This is a genomic window from Streptococcus sanguinis, assembly GCF_026781265.1.
GTDB lineage: Bacteria > Bacillota > Bacilli > Lactobacillales > Streptococcaceae > Streptococcus > Streptococcus sanguinis_T.
Genome location: NZ_JAKUVC010000005.1, coordinates 1 through 22,546 on the forward strand (window position 1 = coordinate 1; position 22,546 = coordinate 22,546).

Consider the following 22,546-nt stretch of genomic DNA (forward strand, 5'->3'; position numbering starts at 1 on the left):
AATATGCTATACTAGTCATGTAAAAATTTTATTTTTATCTCTTATGATCCAGAATGAGAGGAACCGATAGTTCGGTTCACAAGAGAAACGCTCAGTGAGCTGGAATTGATAAAGCATTGTCTTTATTTTAACACTGACGGGTCCCTTTCATCCACTTTATCATTTATTGATAGAGCAACATCTACCGGTCGGATTAGATGAAAGCAGCCTCTAGGAGGAAAAAGACCGCGCGGTAACCTAAAAAAGGAATGAAACACACTTGAAAAAGCCTGTTGTGTCATCACGATTCAGAGAAGTCTGAAATCCGTGGCAACAGGGAGTCTTGATTGATAAGAAAAGATCAATTGGGGCTGTTTTTCAGTGTGGTTTTTTTATATTTAGGGAACTGTTACGTTTGGGTTGTGCCTATCTTGCGGAAGAGCAAGGTATGCGCGACTGTTAGCAAACACCGAATTTGAAGGAACACGACGGTTCTGAACAATTCGGGGAAAGGATGTAAGCGGCGTAAGCTGCTTATTTTTTATATGTCCAGCAATGGAAAGGAGGAAAAGAGATACCCATCACTGTTAAGCCGATTTGATGTTAGCAGTGGTTACTTTCAGTAAGAGTTTGGGCTCGTCCCTGCTTCTACTGCAGTGGAAGTAAGGAGGATATCGAATCAAGATAGAAGATTGCCGTGGCAATCACCCCTACTTCCTTTCGAGTGTTGATTGTAAGTCTTAAAGACTGAGATTAGCACATCCTAACGAAAGGTGGCGACAATTATGACAGATATTATTCTGGAGATTCTTCTTCGAATAGTTGAACAAATTCTGATACATTTTGTCAAAAAATGTATTGATCAACTATTTGCAAAAAGAAATCTTTCTAAGAAACGTGCGAAAAAATCACGCCGTTTCTTACGAAAAAGCAGAAACCATTAGTTCTGCAGTACCCTTGTTCACAATAAAAGAACATAAAAAAGCCCTTATCTATCCCAGTAGATAAGGGCTTTGGGTTTGGATTTATGACAAATCCTTATTCTGGAGATACTATTATACCTTATTTTTCCCCTTTTGTCAACTATCTTCACTAATAGAATGCCTAGCATATCAAAAGAACGGCGCGAAAAACGCGACGTCATAAAAAGCGTCGCCCAAAATAACCCTTTGTTCACAATAAAAGAACATAAAAAAGCCCTTATCTACCACCATAGATAAGGGCTTTGGGTTTGGATTTATGACAAATCCTTATTCTGGAGATACTATTATACCTTATTTTTCCCCTTTTGTCAACTATCTTCACTAATAGAACGCCTAGCATATCAAAAGAACGGCGCGAAAAACGCGACGTCATAAAAAGCGTCGCCCAAAATAACCCTTTGTTCACAATAAAAGAACATAAAAAAGCCCTTATCTACTGTAATAGATAAGGGCTTTGGGTTTAAACAACAAATGCTTAAATCCGTTATGGGATTTTTATTTGGTTGTGATTTTCAGTCTGTCTCGCTCCGGTAGGTGCGAGACAAATAAACCACCCGCTATGCGGGTGCGCATCGAAGGTTATACTAAAAAAACTCCCAACGCGATACAATAAAGGTGTTCAAGCCAATTGTGAAGCGAAAGGAGAAATATATGGTGCAAAAGGCACATAGTTTATCACACACAAGGTGGATGTGTTCTATTACATTGTGTTTACACCTAAGTATAGGTGAATCTTATCTATAATCAATTTCGAAACAGTTTGGGTGAAATATTTCACCGATTATGTGGTTATAAAGGCGTTGAAATTATTGAGGGACACTTAATGCCAGATCATGTACATATGTTAGTAAGCATTCCACCAAGGATAAGTGTTTCTAGTTTCATGGGTTATTTAAAAGGTAAAAGTGCTCTCATGATGTTTGATAAACACGCCAACCTAAAATATAAGTTTGGGAACTGACATTTTTGGATTGATATATACCAAGGAGTGGAATTACATTCCAACTTTCCATAGAAAATGTTGTTCTTCCCACTGGTTTAATATGGAATCATATGGGAGACTGAGGGCTAAAACAAAATTCTAGCTGTTATAAAACTTATTTTAGAAATTCAGTCCATTTCTGGGAAAAGTTTGGCCAGTATTTTAGGGGTGATGCTTTGTCCCGGTCCCTCAGCACAATAGGTGTGCATATACATAGAGGGATTGAAGTTGAGCTCGATGCAGGTACAGTTGGGATTTTCCTTTGTGGAAATAGCAGAGCTGTCAGGGATGATCAGGTCAACGCCACAAGCCCAAGCTCCCATAACTTTAGCCATGTCTGCAGCCAGAGCCTTATAAGATGCGTGCATACTGTCAGTAACATCAATCGAGTCTCCGCCAGTAGAAATGTTGGAATTGCGCCGCAAGTCAACCTTGACTCCGGCAGGCAGGATATCATCTGGTCCATAGCCTTGTTGGTCCAGCATAAGGAGTTCAATGTCGCCCAGTTCAATGATTTCAAGCGGTGAACGATGATCTCGGCCCCGCAGCGGATTGTCATTTTTGCTGGCAACCAATTCTCTCACGGTATGCTGACTGTCTCCGACGACATTGGCCGCCACTCGCAAGAGGACTGCCTCACACTGACCGTCTAAGACAAAGAAGCGGTACTCCGTTCCAGCGATAAATTCTTCGACTAAGACAGCAGCGTCTTCTGAAAAAGCAATCTCCAAAGCCTTGCCATAAGATTCCAGACTAGCCGGTTCTTGGAAGATGGAGATGCCCAGTCCGAAGTTGGTTGACTTAGGTTTGACAACAATTTGTCGGTTCTTAATCAAAGGGTAATAGGCTAGTCCCTCTTCAAGAGAAGAAAATTCTGCTCCAGTGGGAACGGGAAAGTCAGCTGCAGCCAAAATCTTTTTAGTGACTGTTTTATTGGCCATAGCCAAAGGGATGACATAGTTATCCTTGGAGGTCATATTGCCGTTCTTGACATATTCTACATGGTGACCATACCAAAGCTTGAGAAATTGGTCATTTTCATCTAAAATTTCAACATTCAGGCCCTTTTGAATGGCATCAAAGAGCAGCATCTGGGTGGATAGTTCCATATTTTCGTAGCCTTTGAGGGCATAAGGAGCAGTCCAAGCGTAGCGGTGATATTCCTCTGCTTTTTCTCGCCCAAAGGCCATTAAGGAATCCTGCTGGATATGAGGCAGGAGCTGACCAGATAGGGTTAGCTGAGGATTCAGAAGTGCTTCTTTAAGTTGCTGAAGCAAGGTTTGGTAGTAAGTTGGCAGTTCAAAATGTTGAATGAGCTCTTCCATGGCTTGCAGAAGGGCTGAGCTGTCCGCCTCATCTGGCAGGGCAGTCAGCGGATGGCTACAAGCAATTTTTTGGTTCAAGTCGTGGGCAGCTTTTAATGCCGTATCTACATTTTCTACATCATCTAACCATAGCAGGCTCAGTAAAAAGAGATGGACGGTATCTAAGGTCTCTTGGCTAATGCCTAAATGGTCAAAAGGATTGAGATCAAAGCAGCGGAATTCCAGATAAGTGATGCCTTGCTCCAGATAGGCACGATTGTGCTTCTGTCCACGGAAGCGAACGGCTGAGTAAAATTCCTTTTCAGCGCTGAGCTCGCCTGACTGAACGTAGTTTTCAATATCAGTTACATATTGCTCCAAAGAAGCGTAGGACACCTGAATATTCTCGTCATTGACATAGCCATAGTCGCTGTTACGAAAAGAGCGGATAGGCTGGGGAATGTCCTGACTGTAGAAGCCAGCTTCTGCCAAAGGGGCTGCCCCGTAGAGATAGGTTAAAATCCAGCGGAAGCGCAGAAAGTTTCGAGCCAGCTTGAGATAGAGGTCATTTTTAAAGTCCTTGAGCGAATGGTGGGAGCTGACTTGAAAGAGAGCAGTGACCAGATCTTTCCCTAGTTCCATATTGTAGTGGATGCCAGAGATAGCCTGTAGTTTTTTGCCATATTTTTTCGCTAAGCCCTCTCGGTAGTGACGTTCATAGTCGTTTTCCAGATGGGCGATGGCAATCTCTTCTTCAGTCAGCTGTGGTGGCATGGACAGGGGCCAGAGGAGTTCACTCTGGTCAATCGAGCGGCCAGCCACATCGCTAATAGCTCCCAGTAAGCGTCGTGCTTCCTTAGTCGAGTGAGCGATAGGTGTAATTAGTTCCAGTTGTTGCTCGCTGAAGTCTGTTTGGATGGTTGGGTGGAAATTGCGGGAACCAAGCTGACTCGGATGAGTAGTTTGAGCTAAGTGTCCATCAGTTGTCACCCGCAGATTTTCCCTCTCCAGCCCAAAGGTCGCTTGAAGAATAGGGCTTGCTATATTCAGTTTCTGCAGTAATTGATTAATCGTCATCATTTCACCGTCCTATGGTAGTAATTTTAGTCTATTACAAACGGAAAAAGAAAACAAATTTCCGCTACGATTTTAAAAAAATTCCGAACTTTTATTTTTAATAAACTGCTAAATTTCAGAAAATACAGATTTTGTGAAAATTTAATTCGTTTTCAAAAGGAAAAAAGCAAATCAAGAATGGATCTCACCTTGAAAAATTGTTAAATTTTTCATATAATGAGGTATAAAACATAATCGCAGGTGAGATTCCTGCCTGCTTTTCAAGAAAGGAAGAGCTGCTTCAGCTCAGACAAAATTATGACATCAGTAGTTGTTGTAGGAACCCAGTGGGGAGATGAAGGAAAAGGGAAGATTACAGACTTCCTTTCAGCCAATGCCGAAGTGATTGCCCGCTATCAGGGTGGTGACAATGCCGGCCACACTATCGTGATTGACGGCAAGAAGTACAAGCTGCACCTGATTCCGTCAGGGATTTTCTTCCCAGAAAAAATCTCTGTAATTGGAAATGGAATGGTGGTCAATCCCAAATCTCTGGTCAAAGAATTGAACTACCTGCATGAAGAGGGTGTGACGACGGATAACCTTCGTATCTCTGATCGAGCGCATGTCATCCTGCCTTACCATATCGAGCTGGATCGTCTGCAGGAAGAAGCAAAAGGTGACAATAAAATCGGAACGACAATCAAGGGAATCGGTCCTGCCTATATGGACAAGGCTGCTCGTGTCGGTATCCGCATTGCTGACCTTTTGGATAAAGATATTTTCAGAGAGCGCTTGGAGCGGAATCTAGCTGAGAAAAACCGCCTCTTTGAGAAATTGTACGATAGTACAGCAATCAGCTTTGATGATATTTTTGAAGAATACTATGAATATGGCCAGCAAATCAAGCAGTATGTGACCGATACTTCTGTTATCCTCAACGATGCGCTGGATCAGGGCAAGCGAGTGCTCTTTGAAGGGGCTCAAGGGGTTATGCTGGATATTGACCAAGGTACTTATCCATTTGTAACTTCATCTAATCCGGTTGCGGGGGGAGTCACCATCGGTTCTGGAGTTGGTCCGAGCAAAATTGACAAGGTTGTTGGTGTCTGCAAGGCCTACACCAGTCGGGTCGGAGATGGACCATTCCCAACAGAGCTTTTTGATGAAGTTGGTGACCGCATTCGTGATATCGGCCATGAATATGGCACTACCACTGGTCGCCCACGTCGGGTAGGTTGGTTTGACTCGGTTGTTATGCGCCATAGCCGCCGTGTATCAGGGATTACCAATCTTTCGCTTAACTCCATCGATGTTTTGAGCGGTCTGGATACAGTGAAAATCTGTGTAGCCTATGACTTGGATGGGCAGCGAATTGACCATTACCCAGCTAGTCTGGAACAGCTCAAGCGTTGCAAGCCGATTTACGAAGAGCTGCCAGGCTGGTCAGAGGACATCACCAGTGTCCGCAGTCTGGAAGAATTGCCAGAAAATGCCCGCAACTATGTTCGCCGAGTGAGTGAGTTGGTTGGTGTTCGTATTTCTACCTTCTCAGTCGGTCCTGGCCGTGAGCAGACCAATATCTTGGAAAGCGTCTGGTCTAATTTATAAAAAAGTCAGCACAAGTAACTTGCTTCTTGTGCTTTTTTGCAAGAAAATTTCATCTTAAGATTCATTTAAGATATATATATTATACTAACAGCATAAACAAAGACCTCCTAACTTTGTTTAAAAATCCTAAACTTTTTCATAATAATCTCCTGAAAGTCACCCCAGAGGTGGCTTTTATTTTTTCTGAGAAGTGCATCAGGCTTGTGGTATAATGAGATAGACGACTAGAGATTTAGAAAGACAATGATGAATTATACGATTGAAGAAAAAGAAGCATTTATGCGGGAAGCTTTAAAGGAGGCGGAGATTGCTCTGGCTCATGATGAAATTCCCATCGGCTGTGTCTTGGTTAAAGAAGGTAAGATTATCGGCCGCGGTCACAATGCACGTGAGGAACTGCAACGGGCTGTTATGCATGCGGAAATTATGGCTATTGAAGAGGCGAATCGGAATGAAAATAGCTGGCGCTTGCTGGATACAACGCTTTTTGTGACCATTGAGCCCTGTGTCATGTGCAGTGGAGCGATTGGTCTAGCGCGCATTCCTCACGTTGTCTATGGCGCAGCAAATCAAAAGTTTGGAGCAGCTGGAAGCCTTTATGATATTTTGATAGATGAGCGACTTAACCACCGAGTAGAGGTGGAAACAGGTATCCTTCAAGAAGAGTGTGCTCAAATCATGCAAGAATTTTTCAGACAGAGAAGGAAAAAATAAAATTAGCCAAAACCAAAAGTTTGTGTTATACTAGTTAATGGAGCAACAGTTTTGCGTGAAGCGGGTCAGGGGAGGAATCCAGCAGTCCTAAGCGATGTAAACTGTGTGCTCTTTTCTATTGCTCTTAATGAATCAAGCCTGAAAGGCGCAGATGAATCTTAGAGCAATGGATGCAGTTTTTCCCATAAGGGAAAAATCTGTAAACCATATAGAGTCTTTTAGTGAATCAAGTCCAAAAGACGCAGAAGAACTTAGGTACATTGACGCAGTTTGAGCGAAGCGAGAACGAGGTTCCAATGTTGAATAAATCAAGCCTAGAAGGCGCAGATGAATATTGGAGCAGTGAATCTAGTTCGAATGGACCTGAAATGAATTCAGCTGACATTCAATCTTAAGAAGCATATTGGCTTTCTTGTCAATCAAAATTATTCTTCTTAATAGGCCTAAAATTTGTCGACTTACGCAAACGATTGCTCTCAGTTATATCCTAGGATTAGCTTATTTAGAAAAATAGTATAGAATAAAAAATGTAAACGTTTTAAAATAGTAAAAGCACTTGCTTATTTTTTCTTAAAGCGTTATCATAAAAGAAAAGAACAATTGGAGGATAAACATGACACATATTAAATTTGACTATTCAAAGGTACTGGATAAGTTTGTAGCACCACATGAATTAGATTATATGCAGCCTCAAGTGACTGCAGCAGATAATGCTCTACGAAACGGAACAGGTCCTGGAGCAGAAATGACAGGCTGGTTGAATTTGCCTGAAGAATATGATAAAGATGAATTTGCTCGTATTCAAAAGGCGGCTGCTAAAATCCAATCTGATAGTGAAGTGTTAATCGTCATCGGTATTGGAGGATCTTATTTAGGGGCACGTGCAGCGATTGATTTCTTGAATAATTCATTTGTAAACTTGCAAAGCAAAGAAGAACGCGAGGCACCTCAGATCCTCTATGCTGGAAACTCTATCTCTTCAAGCTATTTGGCTGATTTGGTAGATTATGTATCAGACAAAGATTTCTCTGTCAACGTTATTTCTAAGTCAGGAACAACTACAGAGCCTGCTATTGCTTTCCGTGTCTTCAAAGAACTCTTGGTTAAGAAGTATGGTCAGGAAGAAGCAAATAAACGGATTTATGCAACTACAGACCGCGCTAAAGGTGCAGTTAAGGTTGAAGCAGATGCTAATGGCTGGGATACTTTTGTAGTGCCTGATAGTGTTGGTGGTCGTTTTACAGTATTGACAGCAGTGGGACTCTTGCCAATCGCAGCTGCAGGGGCTGATATCAGCAAGTTGATGGAAGGAGCAAATGCTGCTCGCAAGGCTTATGCTTCTGATAAGTTGGCTGAAAATGAAGCATATCAATATGCAGTTGTACGCAATATCTTGTACCGTAAAGGTTATCTGACAGAAGTTCTAGCTAACTACGAACCATCTTTGCAATACTTCTCAGAATGGTGGAAGCAACTGGCTGGTGAGTCAGAAGGTAAAGACCAAAAAGGTATCTACCCAACTTCAGCTAACTTCTCAACAGACCTGCACTCTTTGGGGCAATTTATTCAAGAAGGAACTCGTATCCTCTTTGAAACAGTTATTCGTGTAGATAAGCCTCGCAAAAATGTGTTGATTCCTGAATTAGCAGAAGACTTGGATGGCCTTGGCTATCTGCAAGGAAAAGATGTTGACTTTGTCAATAAGAAAGCAACAGATGGAGTGCTGTTAGCTCACACAGACGGCGGAGTGCCAAATATGTTTGTGACCCTGCCTGAGCAAGATGAGTTCACTTTGGGCTATACTATTTACTTCTTTGAGTTAGCTATTGCTCTTTCTGGCTACCTGAATGGTATCAATCCATTTGATCAGCCTGGAGTTGAGGCTTATAAGAAAAACATGTTTGCTCTTCTTGGGAAACCAGGCTTTGAAGAGCTGGGTGCTGAGTTGAATGCACGTCTTTGATTCTCATATGCTTTGAGTTCATTTAGAATATAAAAAGATCCACAAGTTCATTTCTTGTGGATCTTTTAGTACAAGCCTCTTAATTAGTTTATTATTTTTTTGAACAGTGTAAAAAAGAGTGTCTTAATTCTTTTATGAAAGCGCTGTATAATTGCCTTGAAAATAAAATTTGAGAGGTATCAAAATGAATGATTGGTTAGACATTAAAGGCAAAACAGTTCTTGTGACGGGTGCGTCATCTGGGATCGGTAAGGCAATCGTCGAAGAATTGTTGGAATTAGGAGTCAATGTAGCGAATTTTGATCTTAGCGACAACGATTTGCGTCACCCGAACCTATTATTTGTAAAAGTTGATGTAACTTCTCGCTCTGAAGTAGAAGAGGGTGTTGCCAAAATAGTGGAAAGATTTGGCAATATTGATGCGGTAGTCAATAATGCGGGGATTAATGTCCCTAGATTATTAATCGATGCAGAAAATCCTAAAGGTCCTTACGAGTTGGACGATGAGACGTTCGAAAAAGTAACAATGATTAATCAAAAAGGTTTGTATCTGGTTAGTCAGGCAGTAGGACGTATTTTAGTGAAAAATGGAAAAGGTGTAATTGTGAACATGGCTTCAGAAGCAGGCTTGGAAGGTTCTGAAGGACAAAGTGCCTATGCTGCAACGAAAGCGGCAGTCTATAGTTACACTCGTTCATGGGCGAAAGAGCTTGGTAAACATGGTGTACGTGTGGTTGGAATTGCTCCAGGAATTATGGAAGCTACGGGTCTTCGAACTCTTTCTTACGAGGAAGCTCTTGCTTATACCCGTGGAAAGACGGTAGAAGATATTCGAGCTGGTTATGCTTCAACTTCAACGACTCCATTGGGACGGAGTGGGAAACTACGGGAAGTAGCTGATCTTGTAGCGTTCTATATTTCAGACCGTTCTAGCTATATAACAGGTGTCACTACAAATATTGCCGGAGGTAAAACTCGCGGTTAAAACAATGAAGGTAGGGAAGAGAGTTGACCTTAGTAAATCGGTGGTATAATATTTTAAATAAAATGGTCTCGCAGCCAACTTATTCCTTGTTAGATATGCGCTCAGAACTGGATATTAGCTTGCAAACCTTGCAAAAGAGTATCCAACAATTAAATGATGTTTTGGCTCCTAATATCCAGATTATCGCACAAGATGATCAGTTAATGTTAGAAGTGTATGACTATACAGAGTTGGAAAGGATTTTATCTGGTAGTTTAAAACAGGAGAGTGACTTCAATTCTTCCAGTAAAAGAATTGCCTATTTGCTAAAACGTTTAATTGAGTCAACCTCCCCTCTTCTTATTGACGACTTGGCTGAGGAAGTAGGTGTTAGTAGAAGTACCCTTAATAAGGATTTAAAACAAGTAAAATCTTTGGCAGAGAGTTACTCTATCACTATTTCAGGAAAGCCCAACCGTGGGCTGGAGGTCTTGGGGAGCGAGCTGAATTTGCGCTTGCTATATATCCACCAAGTGGCTCCTTACTTTGAAGGAAGGACACTCACTGAGGCAACATCTTCTTTTCTGGAGACGCTAGTTCAGGACTATAAAATCCCTAAAGAAACACAGGAACTCCTTCGAAAGACCATTTCAATTATGGTGGAGCGTATTCATACATCTAGAGTGTTGAATTGTCCTATTCCTTACTATAGGAATGATTTAACAGAGACACCTTTAGCTGAGAAATTAATCTATCATATTGAAATGACTTATAAGATTTCCCTCAGTCAGTTTGAGATAGACTTTTTGTGTTTTCCGTTTAATGTCCGTTTTATTGACACTTTAAGCAAGACATCTTATCAATCTGAACAGCTTGCAAAGATTTTTCAAGGGATTGTCAAGAAAGTCAAAGAAACAATGTTGGTTCACTTTGATGATGAAGAATTATTTGAAGAAATCAAATCTCATCTAGGCCCCTTAATCAATCGACTGATTTTCCATGTGCAAGCTAATGATATATTTCATGGCGAGGTTCAAACTCAATATCCTTTTGCTTTTGAAATGGCAAAAATAGCTGGAGAAGAATTATCTGCAATTTTTGGTTCTGAATTGGAATTATCTGAAATCGGATATCTGGCTTTGTATTTTGAAATGATTTTAAGAAAGCAAAATTCTGCTGTTAAGGGTTATCGCAAGCAGATAGCTGTAGTTTGCACAACAGGAAGAGGAACTGCTGCGATGATTATTCAGCAACTCAGACGAGTCCTTGGAAATGATGTAGACATTACTCAGTATTCTGAAGAGGATTTTAATGTGGATTTAAATCAGGACTATTTCGCGATTTTTACGACAGTTCCTCTAAAATATAAAGATTCTAAATCTCCAGTCATTCAAGTTAATCATCTTTTTGATGATCAATGGCTGCAGGAAGAATGGCAGAGGGCCAATGCTTTTCATCAAAAAAATCTAGAAACAGTCAGCTTACGTTTTCTTCGGTTGAGCCCCCAAAAAACCTATCAGCAATACTTGCTAAATATGGTTGCAGAGTTAGAGAAACTTCAGATGATTGATGAAGGTTTTAGAAATCGGATAATTGATAGGGAGAAAAAGCAATCAACCATTTTTGGTGGAGGAATTGCCTTCCCCCATACAATTAACCAGGGTTATGCAAAGACTATTTTAATGTTCGGAAAACTAGAAGAGCCTTATCAAAAAGGAGATGAATGGATTGAATTTATCTTTCTAGTCGCCATGCCCTCAGAAATTGAAAGAAAAATGGAAAGTGAATTGCTGGAATTGTATGACGACATTTTTCGAATTGCAGGAGAGCCTTCTCTAAAAGAAGCATTGAGGGCTGTAGAAACAGAGACAGAGTTTCTATCATTTTCTAAGAGCAAAGGAGTATTTTAATGAATTCGCTAATAATTTTCGCTGTATTTGTCATGGCAGCTTATATATTTCAAATGTTCCTCGGCTGGCAGCAACTCAAAGACTTCAATAAGACCTATACGATGCTCCGAAAACTGGGGCGCGTAGCGATTGGCAGGAAGTCCGGAAGAATAAAATCCGGTACGATTGTCATGTTCGCGGTTGATGAAAACGGTCGGGTTCTTAAAGCTAGCAAAATGCAAGGAGTCACAATCTTAGCGCGTTTTCAAAATATGGACGATTATGTCGGAGAAGACATCCATTATTTTGACAAGTATAATCCTCTTGTGAGAAAAGAAAATAAGTTGATGCAATCAGCCATAGAAGATGCTAGAAAAGTCTATCTTTGGCATGAGGCAGGTATTGAGAAAGAGACAAGTTCTTCTGATTCTTTTCTGGGATTCGGCTTTTATGCGAATTACTTACAATTATCTATTAAACAGTTATTTAAAAAAAATAAGAAAAGGAGTTCCTTATGAATCACATTACAAAATTTGCAGAGAGTTTTATGAAACTCTTCCAATTAGGTGGAGAAACCTTTATTAGCTGGATGACAAATATTGTACCGCTTGTCTTGATGCTATTGATTGCAATGAATACCCTTATAGCTTTCTTGGGAGAAGAGAAGGTCAATTCCTTGGCTAAGATTTCTGCCAAAAATCCTGTTAGCCGTTATATGATTTTACCTTTCATTTCAGCCTTTATGCTGGGGAATCCGATGGCGATCAGTATGGGACGCTTCTTGCCAGAATATTATAAACCTAGTTTTGTAGCAGCTCAGATGCAGTTCTGCCATACTTCAAATGGTGTATTCCCACATATCAATCCTGGGGAATTGTTTGTATGGATGGGAATTGCGACAGGAATTCAAACTTTAGGTTTAAGTCAGATGGACTTGGCAATCCGTTACATGCTTGTAGGAATTATCATGAACTTTGTTGGTGGATGGGTAACAGATTTTACGACTGCCTATGTTGCAAAACAGCAAGGTGTTACCTTGAGTAAAACATTTGATTGATAGAAAGAGTGAAATTATGTCATATAAGAGTATAAAAGTTGTTAAAGGAAATGGTGGTTTCGGAGGCCCTTTGGTCATTACACCTAGTGAGGCTAAGCATAAATTTATCTATATCACTGGCGGCGGAGAAAAGCCAGATATTGTAGATAAAATTGCTGATTTGACTGGTATGGAAGCTGTTAACGGGTTTAAAACTTCTATCCCTGATGAGGAAATTGCTTTAGCAATCGTGGATTGCGGCGGTACTCTTCGCTGCGGTATTTATCCTAAAAAGGGGATCCCTACAATTAATATTGTCGCTACAGGGAAAAGTGGCCCTCTAGCACAATATATCACCGAGGAAATCTATGTGTCAGCAGTTGGCCTTAATCAAATTTCTGCTGCTAATGAAGACGAAAAAGCGACAACTGTGGTAACAGAAAAGCCAACTTACGATACTAGTAAAAAAATTACAGAGCAAAAAGCTGAAACAAGTATTGTAGCAAGAATTGGGATGGGCGCTGGGAAGGTCGTTGCGACTTTCAACCAGGCTGCTCGTGAAGCCATCCAAACAATGCTCAACACAATCATTCCTTTCATGGCCTTTGTTTCCTTGCTGATTGGGGTTATTCAAGGTTCAGGTGTTGGAAATTGGCTGGCAAAATTAATGGTTCCCCTAGCGGGGAACATCTGGGGACTCATTTTGATTGGCTTTATCTGTTCCTTGCCATTCCTATCTCCTTTGTTAGGCCCCGGAGCTGTTATCAGTCAGATTATCGGAACCTTAATTGGAGTCGAAATCGGAAAAGGGAATATTCCGCCCCAAATGGCTCTGCCAGCTATATTTGCTATCAACACTCAAAACGGTTGTGATTTCATTCCTGTAGCACTCGGTCTATCTGAAGCCAAGTCTGAAACAGTTGAGGTTGGTGTCCCTTCTGTGCTATATTCACGCTTTCTCAATGGTGTTCCGCGGGTGCTAGTAGCTTGGATAGCTAGTATTGGTCTTTATCAATAGACCTTTGATAGGTGCACGTAAACAGAGCAACTATTATGTTAAACTTATCTATAAGCATAAGTTTATGACAGATTTGAGAAAGGATGAATCGGAATTAGATGAAGAAAATTTTTGAAGCTAAAATACTTCAAGTAGGGCCTGAAGCTCAGAATATGATTGAAGAGGCCAATATGCTCATTTTATTTGGAGAAGAAGCGCCGGAAGATTTAGCAGAGTATTGTTTTAAGATTGATAACAAAAATCTGCTAGGTTCAATACTAGAAGGCGGCAAGCTGGTGGTAGATAATCAGGAATATTCGATTACTGCCGTAGGAAATGTAGTAGAAAAAAATTTAACTGGACTGGGCCATATCACGATTTCTTTTGATGGTTCAAAAGAGGGGAGCCTTCCTGGTACACTCCATGTCGCAGCAGACCAAGCAGTAGTAATTGAAAAAGGCTCTACCATTCAGATTTTTGAAGTAGCTCAAGTAGGATAGAAAATCAAATCCTGTAAACTATCAAAGCAGTAGCCTAAAACTAAACGCATCCTCCCTTAGGGGAGGTTTTTTGCTATTTTAAAAAATAGATTTTATCATGTTTTGTAAGTTAGCTCGCTATCTAGCTTGTCTTTTACTTACTTATCTATTCAGCAGCAGTTTTCCTTTCCTTGTTTATATGTTACAATCAGAGGAGATGTAGCAGTATTGTGCTAGACTTTCATCTAGCTACTAGAAACTCAATTAGCTCAGTTTTTTAGTTGTAATTGCCATTCTTGTGATGGCTCTGAAAAACGAAAGACCAAGATTGGAAAGGAGTCCTGATGAAGTTATTGTTGGTGGAAGATGAAGCGGATCTGAATCGCAGTTTGACCAAGCTTCTCAAGAAAGAGCATTTTAGTGTGGACAGTGCTTTTGATGGAGAGGAAGCTCTGGAATTTTTGGAAATGGTGGACTATGACTTAATCATTTTAGATGTTATGATGCCCCGTATGGACGGCTTTGCCTTTCTGGAGAAGATCCGTCAGGCTGGAAAGCAGGTCATTGTCTTGGTCCTGACGGCGCGTGACAGCTTGGAAGACAAGATTAGGGGCTTGGACTTGGGGGCAGATGATTATCTGGTCAAGCCATTTGAGTTTGAGGAACTCTTGGCGCGGCTTCGGGCTCTTCTGCGGCGACAGCAGCGTGAGCTGGTTAGCCAGAAGATTGACCTAGGGGATATCATCTTGGATCTGACTAAAAAAGCTGTCCTGAAAGATGATCAGGTCTTGGAGCTGACAGCCAAGGAATACGAAGTACTGGAATACCTAGCGCGCAATCAAGATCATATTCTGTCACGGGAGCAGATTCGTGACCATGTCTGGGATTTTGATTATGAGGGAGAATCCAATATCATTGATGTTCTGATTAAAAATATTCGCCGCAAGATCGATCAGGACAAGAAGCAGTCCATTATTCACACCAAGAGGGGAGTAGGCTATGTTATCTGGAGCTCGGAATAAGGAGAAAAAAGGCAGCATTGTTCTACGCATTACTCTTTGGTACAGCAGTTTTCTCTTTGTCTTTATTCTGGTGCTGCTGGGTCTGGCCTTTCTGCTATCCAGCAATCTGGCAGATGCAGCAGCTAAGCGGGAGCTGATTGAGTCAGCCACGGAAATCAGCCAGCAGCCTAGTGAGTACGAGGCTGTGGATGATGGGATTTTTTATTCAATCTATGATAGTTCGGGAAACCTTGTCAGAAAAAGTCTGCCATCTGGCTTTGATGAGACTCTTCCTTTTAACCAATCTGTTGTAACGACGGCGACAGTGGATCAAAAGACCTATCTCTATTTTGACATTGAGATGAAAAATGGCGGTCAGTGGCTACGGGCGGTAACTATGAGTAGTCATAGCAATCATGAGTGGATTGATTATTTGACGTCCCTGGTCTTCATTTCTCCATTTCTATTAATCTTAATTATTGCTGGTGGTTGCTGGATTCTCAAAAAAGCCCTGCGGCCGGTAGATCAGCTATCTCAGACGGCATTGGAAATTCGCAAGAGCGGAGACTTTTCCAAGCGGCTGGCTTTGAAAGATAAGGATGATGAGCTGCATCGTCTGGGGAAGGCTTTGAATCTCATGCTGGATTCGCTAGAGACTTCCTACCAGCGGGAAAAGCAGTTTAACCATGATGTCTCCCATGAGCTGCGGACACCGGTGGCGGTTATTCTATCGGAGAGTGAGTATGGCCTTCGTTATGCAGAAAATCTAGATGAATCCAAAGAATCTTTTGAAATCATCAACCGTCAGACCAAGCGCATGAAGGAGATGATTAGCCATATCTTGGATCTGTCCAGGCTTGAGAATCAGCCGGTTCTCGTCAAAAAATACCTGTCTCTGTCTGACTTACTGTCGGATAAGATGACAGATTTCCAGAAGCTAAGTCAGGAGCGTGGTCTTGTTTTAGAAGCTTCCATAGATGATGATTGCTGGATTGTTGCTGATGAGCTTCTGCTTCACCGGCTCTTGGATAATCTGATTAGCAATGCCTTGAAATTTACGAAGGACCGCATTGAGCTTTCCTTGCGTAAGCTAGATGGCATTTGTCAGCTGACGGTGACAGATAATGGTGCTGGTATTGCTCCGTCTGAGACAGATAAAATCTGGAATCGGTTTTACCAAGTCGATCAAGCCAGAAATAAAAACAGTCGAGAGGGAAGCGGCCTAGGACTAGCCTTGGTTCGAAAAATCGCTGATTTGCATCAGGTTCAGATAGAGCTGGTATCAGAGCTTGGCCAGGGAAGTCGCTTTATCCTGAATTTCCAGTTGGAGAAGAAATAAAAGGCTTTTAGAATTATTTTTTAAATTTCCTCAAAATTCATTTTAGATTCATTTAGTCCTTGTACAATGAAAGTATCAAATGAATAACATTTGATAGCTCTTCCCTTTGAAATGAAAAGAATGGTCTAGGATGCATTAACTGGAACGGTGTTTTCCTTGCCTGATTTTGATTTCTAGGGGCAAGTTTTAGAAAGGAAGGACGAGCCATGAAAAAACTAAAAGGAATCTTATTAGCCGGTTTGGCAGTAGGAATTTTAGCAGGTGGAGCAGCAACCGTTGTTTCAGCGGATTCGTATAAGCAAGCTACTCGGATTCAGGCAGCAACCGTAACTCTTTCAGACGCTAAGGCGATTGCCTTGCAGACAGCTGGTTCAGGAAAAGTCGTTTCTATTGATTTAGACGGAAATAAAGCTGGTGCTGTATACTATGATGTAACGGTATTGGACGGCTTTACAGAAAAAGAGTATAAGATTGATGCTCGAACAGGAAGCATTCTCAAAGCTAAAGAAGAGCCAATTGATGACAATGAGGACTTGCAACTGACTCAGACTAATGTGCAATTGACCTTTGAAAATGCTGAGAAGATCTTGCAGCAAAAATATCCTCAAGCCCATGTTTATGACGAAGAACTGGATATTTGGGGCGGTCAGGTAGTCTATAAGTTGGAAGCTCTGAACGGTACGCAAAAGATCAAAATGACCATTGATGCCAATAGTAGGAACATTTTGAACGAAAGAATTAAATAACATCGTTGGTATATAGTTTGGCATTGCTTTGTTGGGCACGGACGAAAGTTCGTGCCTTTTTTTATAATCCGTGTCCCAAGTAGAGAATCTTATAGGAGTTTTGCAATCCCTTTTTTTGTGTTATAATATTGTCTAATCAAGCTTCTTGGTTTACTTCAATTGTTCTTCAAGTTGTTGGAGATTGAGGAGATAAACAAACTAAAAGGCTAAACTATTCACGAATCGAGGGAAGAATCATGTCTGCTACTAAAATGAACGCTCAAGAAATTATCAAATTTATCGCTGATGCCAAGAAAAAGACTCCGGTCAAGGTGACCTTTAATGGGGAATTGCACGGTTCGATTCCTTGGTCTGTTGTGAAGTTAGGCAATGTTCTTTTTGGGGACTGGGAAGAAATCAAGCCACTTCTAGCGAACTTAGAGGAAAATAAGACCTATGTCGTAGAGCAGGATGCCCGCAATTCAGCGGTGCCGCTTTTGGATAAGCGTGACATCAATGCCCGTATTGAGCCGGGCGCTATTATCCGTGACCAAGTCGAAATTGGCGACAATGCTGTCATCATGATGGGGGCGGTTATCAATATAGGTGCGGAGATTGGTGCTGGAACCATGATTGATATGGGTGCTATTCTGGGCGGCCGAGCTATTGTCGGGAAAAACAGTCATGTCGGTGCTGGTGCGGTTCTGGCGGGAGTCATTGAGCCGGCTAGTGCTGAGCCAGTTCGCGTTGGAGACAATGTGCTGATTGGTGCCAATGCGGTTGTGATTGAAGGTGTACAAATTGGCAGTGGTTCCGTTGTTGCAGCCGGTGCGATTGTGACTCAGGATGTTCCGGAAAATGTAGTGGTTGCTGGTGTTCCAGCACGAGTTATCAAGACCATTGACGAGAAGACCCAGCAGAAGACAGCTCTGGAAGATGCTCTGCGTACTCTTTAAAAATAACATAAATTTGAATTGATTGGTGTGGCTCAACGCTCTGACTGGTCTGACAAGATTTTAAAGGAAAGAAACATGCTTGATTATCTGAACATTCGCCGTGATTTGCACCAGATACCGGAAATCGGTCTGGAAGAATACAAGACCCATGCCTACCTGATGCAGGTCATTGATGGACTGACAGCAGCTCTAGCCTTTGTGGAAATCCGAACTTGGCGGACAGGTATTTTGGTCTTTATCAAGGGAAGTTCACCGGATAAGACGATTGGCTGGCGGACAGATATTGATGGTTTGCCGATTGTGGAGAATACAGGACTGGACTTTGCCAGTACCCATGAAGGCCGGATGCATGCCTGCGGACACGATATGCACATGACGGTTGCCCTAGGCCTGCTGGAACAAGCTGTGAGCGCTCAACCTACCCACAATCTGCTCTTTCTCTTTCAGCCTGCAGAGGAAAATGAAGCTGGCGGTATGCTCATGTATGAAGACGGTGCCTTTGGCGACTGGCTGCCAGATGAATTTTACGGTCTCCATGTGCGACCGGATCTCAAGGTCGGCGATATTGCCACTAACAGAGAAACCCTTTTTGCTGGTACCTGTGAAGTTAAGCTGACCTTTAAGGGGAAGGGAGGTCATGCAGCCTTTCCTCATGAAGCCAACGATGCTTTGGTTGCGGCTAGCTACTTTATCACCCAGGTGCAGACCATTGTCAGCCGCAATGTCGATCCTATCGAGGGGGCGGTTGTAACCTTTGGTTCGCTCCATGCTGGCACGACCAACAATGTCATCGCAGAAACGGCCTTTTTGCATGGCACCATTCGGACTCTGACTCAGGAGATGAACCTCTTAACTCAGAAGCGCTTACGGGAAATAGCAGAGGGCATAGCCCAAAGTTTCGGTCTGGAATTGGACTTGGAGCTTAAACAAGGCGGCTATTTACCTGTGGAAAATCATCCTGACCTAGCAGACGAATTGATGGACTTTTTCCAGAAGGAAGAAGGAGTGCAGCTGATTGATATTGCGCCGGCTATGACAGGCGAGGATTTTGGCTATCTGCTCAGCAAGGTTAAGGGCGTCATGTTCTGGCTGGGAGTGGACAGTCCCTATGCCCTCCATCATCCCAAGATGACACCGGACGAGGCAGCACTGCCCTTTGCTATTGAAAAGATTGGGAAATTCCTAGATTATAAAATCAACGAAAGATAAGGAAAGAGTGGACGAGCTGCATGAAAAAAGAGCTGAGACAAACTGTACTGAAGCAGATGAAGAAACTTTCAGGAAAAGAAAAAGAGCAGGCAGATAGCTGGCTGACCCAGCACTTGCTCAGTTCAGCAGCTTATCAAAAAGCTCAGGTTATCGCTACTTATCTTTCTATGCCGCATGAAGTCTCAACTGCAGCCTTTATCAAACAGGCTCAGTTGGACGGCAAGAGGGTTTTAGTGCCTAAGACCTATGGCCAGGGTCGGATGATATTTGTGGATTATGATGAAAGTCATCTGCAAAAAAGCTCTTTTGGTCTTATGGAGCCAATGAGCGAAGAGGCTGTGGACAAGACAGAAATTGATATGATTCATGTGCCAGGCGTGGTCTTCAATTCTCAAGGTTTTCGGATTGGTTACGGAGGCGGGTACTATGACCGTTATCTGGCTGATTTTGCAGGAGCATCCATCAGCAGCATCTATAGTTTTCAAAAGTCTGATTTTGAGCCCGATTATCACGATATAGCAGTAAAGGAAGTACTGATTTATGAACTACATCTACGATAAAAAATATCCTGTGACCAGTGTTTTGTTAATTCTAACAACACTTGTCTTTGTGGGGATGCTTATTTTACGTGGTTTTTCTTATGCTGAAGAACAAACTGTCTTTGAATTTGGAGCAGTGTTTTCTCCAACCATTATCATGTATCCTGCTCAGATATGGCGTATCTTTTCTGCTATCTTTGTGCATATTGGCTTGGAGCACTTTGTGGTAAATGCTGTTACTCTTTATTTTATTGGACGGCAGGCAGAAGATATTTTTGGCTCGCGAAATTTCCTTCTGCTCTATATGATGTCTGGCCTGATGGGAAACATCTTTGTCTTCTTTTTCAGTCCGGATACTCTGTCAGCAGGAGCCTCTACAGCCTTGTTTGGACTTTTTGCCTCTATCGTAACCCTTCACTATGTCGTTCGCGACAGCTACATTCAGCAGCTGGGGCAGTCTTATATGACCTTAATTGTGGTCAATATCATCTTTAGTTTCATGCCTGGCATCAGCTTGGCTGGGCATTTGGGCGGTTTGATTGGCGGCATACTCTGTGCGGTCATTTTACCTGTAAAAGGCTCAAGCAATGCCTTTAAACCTGCTCAGCGCTGGCTGGTCTTGTTTGGCTATCTTGCCTTAGCGGCCCTTCTGATTTTTCTAGGCTTTCATCATTCCTTGATTTAATGAGTCTTTAGAAAATAACTGATGAAATATCAAAAAAGAGGTCCATTTGTACTGACCCCCAAAAGTTAGATTTTTTCTGTCTAACTTTGGGGTGCGGTTCAATTAACCTCTTTTTTATAGCTAAAATTTTATTTTCAACGTTAGTTGTTTGAAGCCATTATTTTTTCTCTTGTTTTTTCTCTAGTTTATGACCCAAGTCAATGATATACTGCTTCAAGGAGTCTTTGACCTGCGGATGCTTGAGAGCGTAGTCGATAGAAGTCTTCATAAAGCCGAATTTGTCGCCGACATCATAGCGATCACCCTTGAATTCGCGAGCAAACACGCGTTGCGTCTTGTTGAGGGTATCAATTGCATCGGTCAGCTGGACTTCGTTCCCAGCGCCAGGAGCTTGATTTTCCAAGATTTCAAAAATTTCCGGTGTCAGCAAGTAGCGGCCAATAATAGCTAAATCACTCGGTGCATCTTCAGGTTTTGGCTTTTCGACAAAAGTTTCCACGCTGTAGAGACCTTTGACGCCTTCACCCTGAGGGGCAATGACCCCGTAAGAGGAAACTTCGTCATGAGGGACCTGCATGACAGCGATAGTAGAAGCATGAGTAGCTTCGTAGTCATCAATCAATTGCTTGGTTAGCGGTACAGCCTTATCATTGGTGATATCCATGAGGTCATCACCAAGCATGACAACGAAAGGTTCGTTTCCAACGAAAGCCTTAGCCTGAAGAACAGCATCTCCCAGTCCGCGTGGATGGCTCTGACGGATGAAGTGCAGACCGATACCAGTGGTTTCATCGACCAATTTGAGCAAGTCGTTCTTACCTTTTTCTTTGAGATTGTATTCCAATTCGAAGTTGGAGTCAAAGTGGTCTTCGATTGAGCGTTTTGACTTACCTGTAACAACTAGAATATCTTCAATTCCAGATTTGAGAGCTTCCTCAACGATAAACTGGATGGTTGGCTTGTCAACAATCGGCAACATTTCCTTGGCCAGAGCTTTAGTGGCTGGCAGGAAGCGGGTTCCGAGACCAGCTGCAGGGATGACGGCTTTCTTAACTTTTGACATAATCAGTTCCTTTCTATTAGAACGAAGTCCATTCGTTCTCAGCCTTGAATTCATTGTTCATGATTTCATAAATGGCATCTTTGATATTACAGTTTTGATAAATAACCTTGTAGATAGCTTGGGTAATCGGCATATAAACATCCAGCTCTTGGGCCAGTTCATAGGCAGCCTTAGTGGTAGAAATTCCTTCGATAACCATGCCCATGTTGGCTTCAATATCAGCTAATTTCTCGCCACGTCCTAGAGCATTGCCGGCCCGCCAGTTGCGGGAGTGGACAGAGGTTCCAGTGACAATCAGGTCACCAACACCAGATAGGCCGCTGTAGGTGAGAGGGTTGGCTCCTAACTTGACACCTAGCCTCGTGATTTCGGCCAGGCCGCGCGTGATAATGGCAGCCTTGGCATTGTCGCCATAGCCTAGTCCATGTAGAGCACCAGCTCCAACTGCGATGATATTTTTCAGAGCCCCTGCAGTCTCCACTCCGATGACATCGGTATTGGTGTAGAGGCGGAAGTAGTGATTGCTGAAGAGCCCCTGCACATATTTAGCTGTTTCTAGGTCCTTAGAAGCAGCAGTAATTAGGGTAATATCGCGTACAATGGTTTCCTCAGCATGACTGGGACCTGAGACGACGACAATCTCGCTGCGTAGCTCTGCAGGGATTTCTTCTTCTAGGATAGTTGAAATCCGTTCGTGGGTATTGGGCTCCAGTCCCTTGGAGGCGTGCATGATTTTTACCTTGTGGTTCAGAGCTTGAGCTACTTGTTTGGCTACCAGACGGGTTACCTTGGTCGGCACGACAAAAAGCACGGCATCCGCATCTTTTAAAGCCTCTTCTAGGTCATGATAAGCCTTGATCTTTTCATCCAGTACAATATCTTTGAAATAGCGTTTATTGGTGTGCTCATCGTTGATTTCGTTGATTTGTTCAGCGATATTTCCCCAAATACGAACCTCGTGTCCGTTGTCATTTAACACTTGTGATAAGGCCGTTCCCCAAGAACCAGGACCAATCACAGCAACTCGTTGTTTATCCATATCTTCTCCTTATGATGAAATTCCGAGTCTGAA

General features: G+C 42.3%; 20 protein-coding genes, 1 other RNA gene and 1 pseudogene. 19 read left to right on the forward strand and 3 right to left on the reverse strand.

The genetic code is table 11. The annotated features are described in order from the left end of the window. Window positions 1-764 precede the first annotated feature (764 nt). Together MK370_RS07350 and tnpA are read left to right on the forward strand one after the other, a co-directional pair. Window positions 765-923: a hypothetical protein gene (locus tag MK370_RS07350; RefSeq protein ID WP_268684773.1), complete on the forward strand. Its 159-nt coding sequence runs from the start codon at window positions 765-767 to the stop codon at window positions 921-923. Between the two features lie 690 nt (window positions 924-1,613). Further along, window positions 1,614-1,920: pseudogene (gene tnpA, locus MK370_RS07355) on the forward strand (IS200/IS605 family transposase); the annotation flags it as partial. Between the two features lie 152 nt (window positions 1,921-2,072). Here the strand turns inward: tnpA and gshAB are convergent. After that, entirely contained in the window at window positions 2,073-4,325 is a 2,253-nt protein-coding gene (gene gshAB / locus MK370_RS07360; RefSeq protein WP_268684875.1) for a bifunctional glutamate--cysteine ligase GshA/glutathione synthetase GshB, read from the reverse strand. A gap of 297 nt (window positions 4,326-4,622) precedes the next feature. On the opposite strand from gshAB, the gene MK370_RS07365 reads away from it, so the two are divergent. The 17 genes from MK370_RS07365 to MK370_RS07445 all read left to right on the forward strand — a co-directional run bounded on the left by MK370_RS07365 (window position 4,623) and on the right by MK370_RS07445 (window position 20,411). Continuing rightward, entirely contained in the window at window positions 4,623-5,915 is a 1,293-nt protein-coding gene (locus MK370_RS07365; RefSeq protein WP_002893992.1) for an adenylosuccinate synthase, read from the forward strand. 243 nt (window positions 5,916-6,158) lie between these two features. Further along, window positions 6,159-6,629 carry a tRNA adenosine(34) deaminase TadA gene (gene tadA / locus MK370_RS07370; RefSeq protein WP_268684774.1) on the forward strand — a complete coding sequence of 157 codons (471 nt, stop codon included), beginning with the start codon at window positions 6,159-6,161 and terminating at the stop codon, window positions 6,627-6,629. A 28-nt stretch (window positions 6,630-6,657) separates the two neighbouring features. Then, an RNA gene (gene ffs / locus MK370_RS07375) (signal recognition particle sRNA small type) lies at window positions 6,658-6,756 on the forward strand. Between the two features lie 486 nt (window positions 6,757-7,242). Beyond that, window positions 7,243-8,592: a glucose-6-phosphate isomerase gene (locus MK370_RS07380; protein ID WP_061595369.1), complete on the forward strand. Its 1,350-nt coding sequence runs from the start codon at window positions 7,243-7,245 to the stop codon at window positions 8,590-8,592. Window positions 8,593-8,776: 184 nt separating this feature from the next. After that, window positions 8,777-9,577: an SDR family oxidoreductase gene (locus MK370_RS07385; protein ID WP_002902100.1), complete on the forward strand. Its 801-nt coding sequence runs from the start codon at window positions 8,777-8,779 to the stop codon at window positions 9,575-9,577. A 62-nt stretch (window positions 9,578-9,639) separates the two neighbouring features. Then, the gene (locus MK370_RS07390) at window positions 9,640-11,466 is read left to right on the forward strand and encodes a BglG family transcription antiterminator (protein ID WP_268684876.1); all 1,827 of its coding nucleotides are present in this window, start codon (window positions 9,640-9,642) and stop codon (window positions 11,464-11,466) included. Beyond that, entirely contained in the window at window positions 11,466-11,963 is a 498-nt protein-coding gene (locus MK370_RS07395) for a transcriptional regulator GutM (RefSeq protein WP_002893984.1), read from the forward strand. Before MK370_RS07390 ends, MK370_RS07395 begins: the two co-directional genes overlap by 1 nt. Then, complete coding sequence (locus MK370_RS07400; protein ID WP_002893982.1) at window positions 11,960-12,502, forward strand: PTS glucitol/sorbitol transporter subunit IIC; 543 nt, start codon at window positions 11,960-11,962, stop codon at window positions 12,500-12,502. The genes MK370_RS07395 and MK370_RS07400 overlap by 4 nt, the downstream gene beginning before the upstream one ends. A 16-nt stretch (window positions 12,503-12,518) precedes the next feature. After that, window positions 12,519-13,499 carry a PTS glucitol/sorbitol transporter subunit IIB gene (locus MK370_RS07405; protein WP_009660130.1) on the forward strand — a complete coding sequence of 327 codons (981 nt, stop codon included), beginning with the start codon at window positions 12,519-12,521 and terminating at the stop codon, window positions 13,497-13,499. Window positions 13,500-13,597: 98 nt separating this feature from the next. Continuing rightward, window positions 13,598-13,978: a PTS glucitol/sorbitol transporter subunit IIA gene (locus MK370_RS07410; protein ID WP_268684775.1), complete on the forward strand. Its 381-nt coding sequence runs from the start codon at window positions 13,598-13,600 to the stop codon at window positions 13,976-13,978. 323 nt (window positions 13,979-14,301) lie between these two features. After that, entirely contained in the window at window positions 14,302-14,979 is a 678-nt protein-coding gene (locus tag MK370_RS07415) for a response regulator transcription factor (RefSeq protein WP_268684776.1), read from the forward strand. Next, entirely contained in the window at window positions 14,957-16,297 is a 1,341-nt protein-coding gene (locus MK370_RS07420) for a HAMP domain-containing sensor histidine kinase (protein ID WP_268684777.1), read from the forward strand. The genes MK370_RS07415 and MK370_RS07420 overlap by 23 nt, the downstream gene beginning before the upstream one ends. A 206-nt stretch (window positions 16,298-16,503) precedes the next feature. Further along, a complete protein-coding gene (locus MK370_RS07425) occupies window positions 16,504-17,043 on the forward strand; it encodes a PepSY domain-containing protein (RefSeq protein ID WP_268684778.1) in 540 nt (179 codons plus the stop codon). Between the two features lie 236 nt (window positions 17,044-17,279). Further along, entirely contained in the window at window positions 17,280-17,978 is a 699-nt protein-coding gene (gene dapD, locus MK370_RS07430; protein WP_268684779.1) for a 2,3,4,5-tetrahydropyridine-2,6-dicarboxylate N-acetyltransferase, read from the forward strand. Window positions 17,979-18,053: 75 nt separating this feature from the next. Next, window positions 18,054-19,187, forward strand: coding sequence for an N-acetyldiaminopimelate deacetylase (locus MK370_RS07435; RefSeq protein WP_268684780.1), 1,134 nt, complete (start codon window positions 18,054-18,056; stop codon window positions 19,185-19,187). 20 nt (window positions 19,188-19,207) lie between these two features. Further along, the gene (locus MK370_RS07440) at window positions 19,208-19,747 is read left to right on the forward strand and encodes a 5-formyltetrahydrofolate cyclo-ligase (RefSeq protein ID WP_268684781.1); all 540 of its coding nucleotides are present in this window, start codon (window positions 19,208-19,210) and stop codon (window positions 19,745-19,747) included. After that, window positions 19,728-20,411, forward strand: coding sequence for a rhomboid family intramembrane serine protease (locus tag MK370_RS07445; RefSeq protein ID WP_268684782.1), 684 nt, complete (start codon window positions 19,728-19,730; stop codon window positions 20,409-20,411). Before MK370_RS07440 ends, MK370_RS07445 begins: the two co-directional genes overlap by 20 nt. A 157-nt stretch (window positions 20,412-20,568) precedes the next feature. On the opposite strand, the gene galU is transcribed toward MK370_RS07445, so the two are convergent. Continuing rightward, window positions 20,569-21,474, reverse strand: coding sequence for a UTP--glucose-1-phosphate uridylyltransferase GalU (gene galU, locus MK370_RS07450; protein ID WP_268684783.1), 906 nt, complete (start codon window positions 21,472-21,474; stop codon window positions 20,569-20,571). Between the two features lie 16 nt (window positions 21,475-21,490). Next, window positions 21,491-22,513 carry an NAD(P)H-dependent glycerol-3-phosphate dehydrogenase gene (locus MK370_RS07455; RefSeq protein ID WP_268684784.1) on the reverse strand — a complete coding sequence of 341 codons (1,023 nt, stop codon included), beginning with the start codon at window positions 22,511-22,513 and terminating at the stop codon, window positions 21,491-21,493. Window positions 22,514-22,546 lie beyond the last annotated feature (33 nt).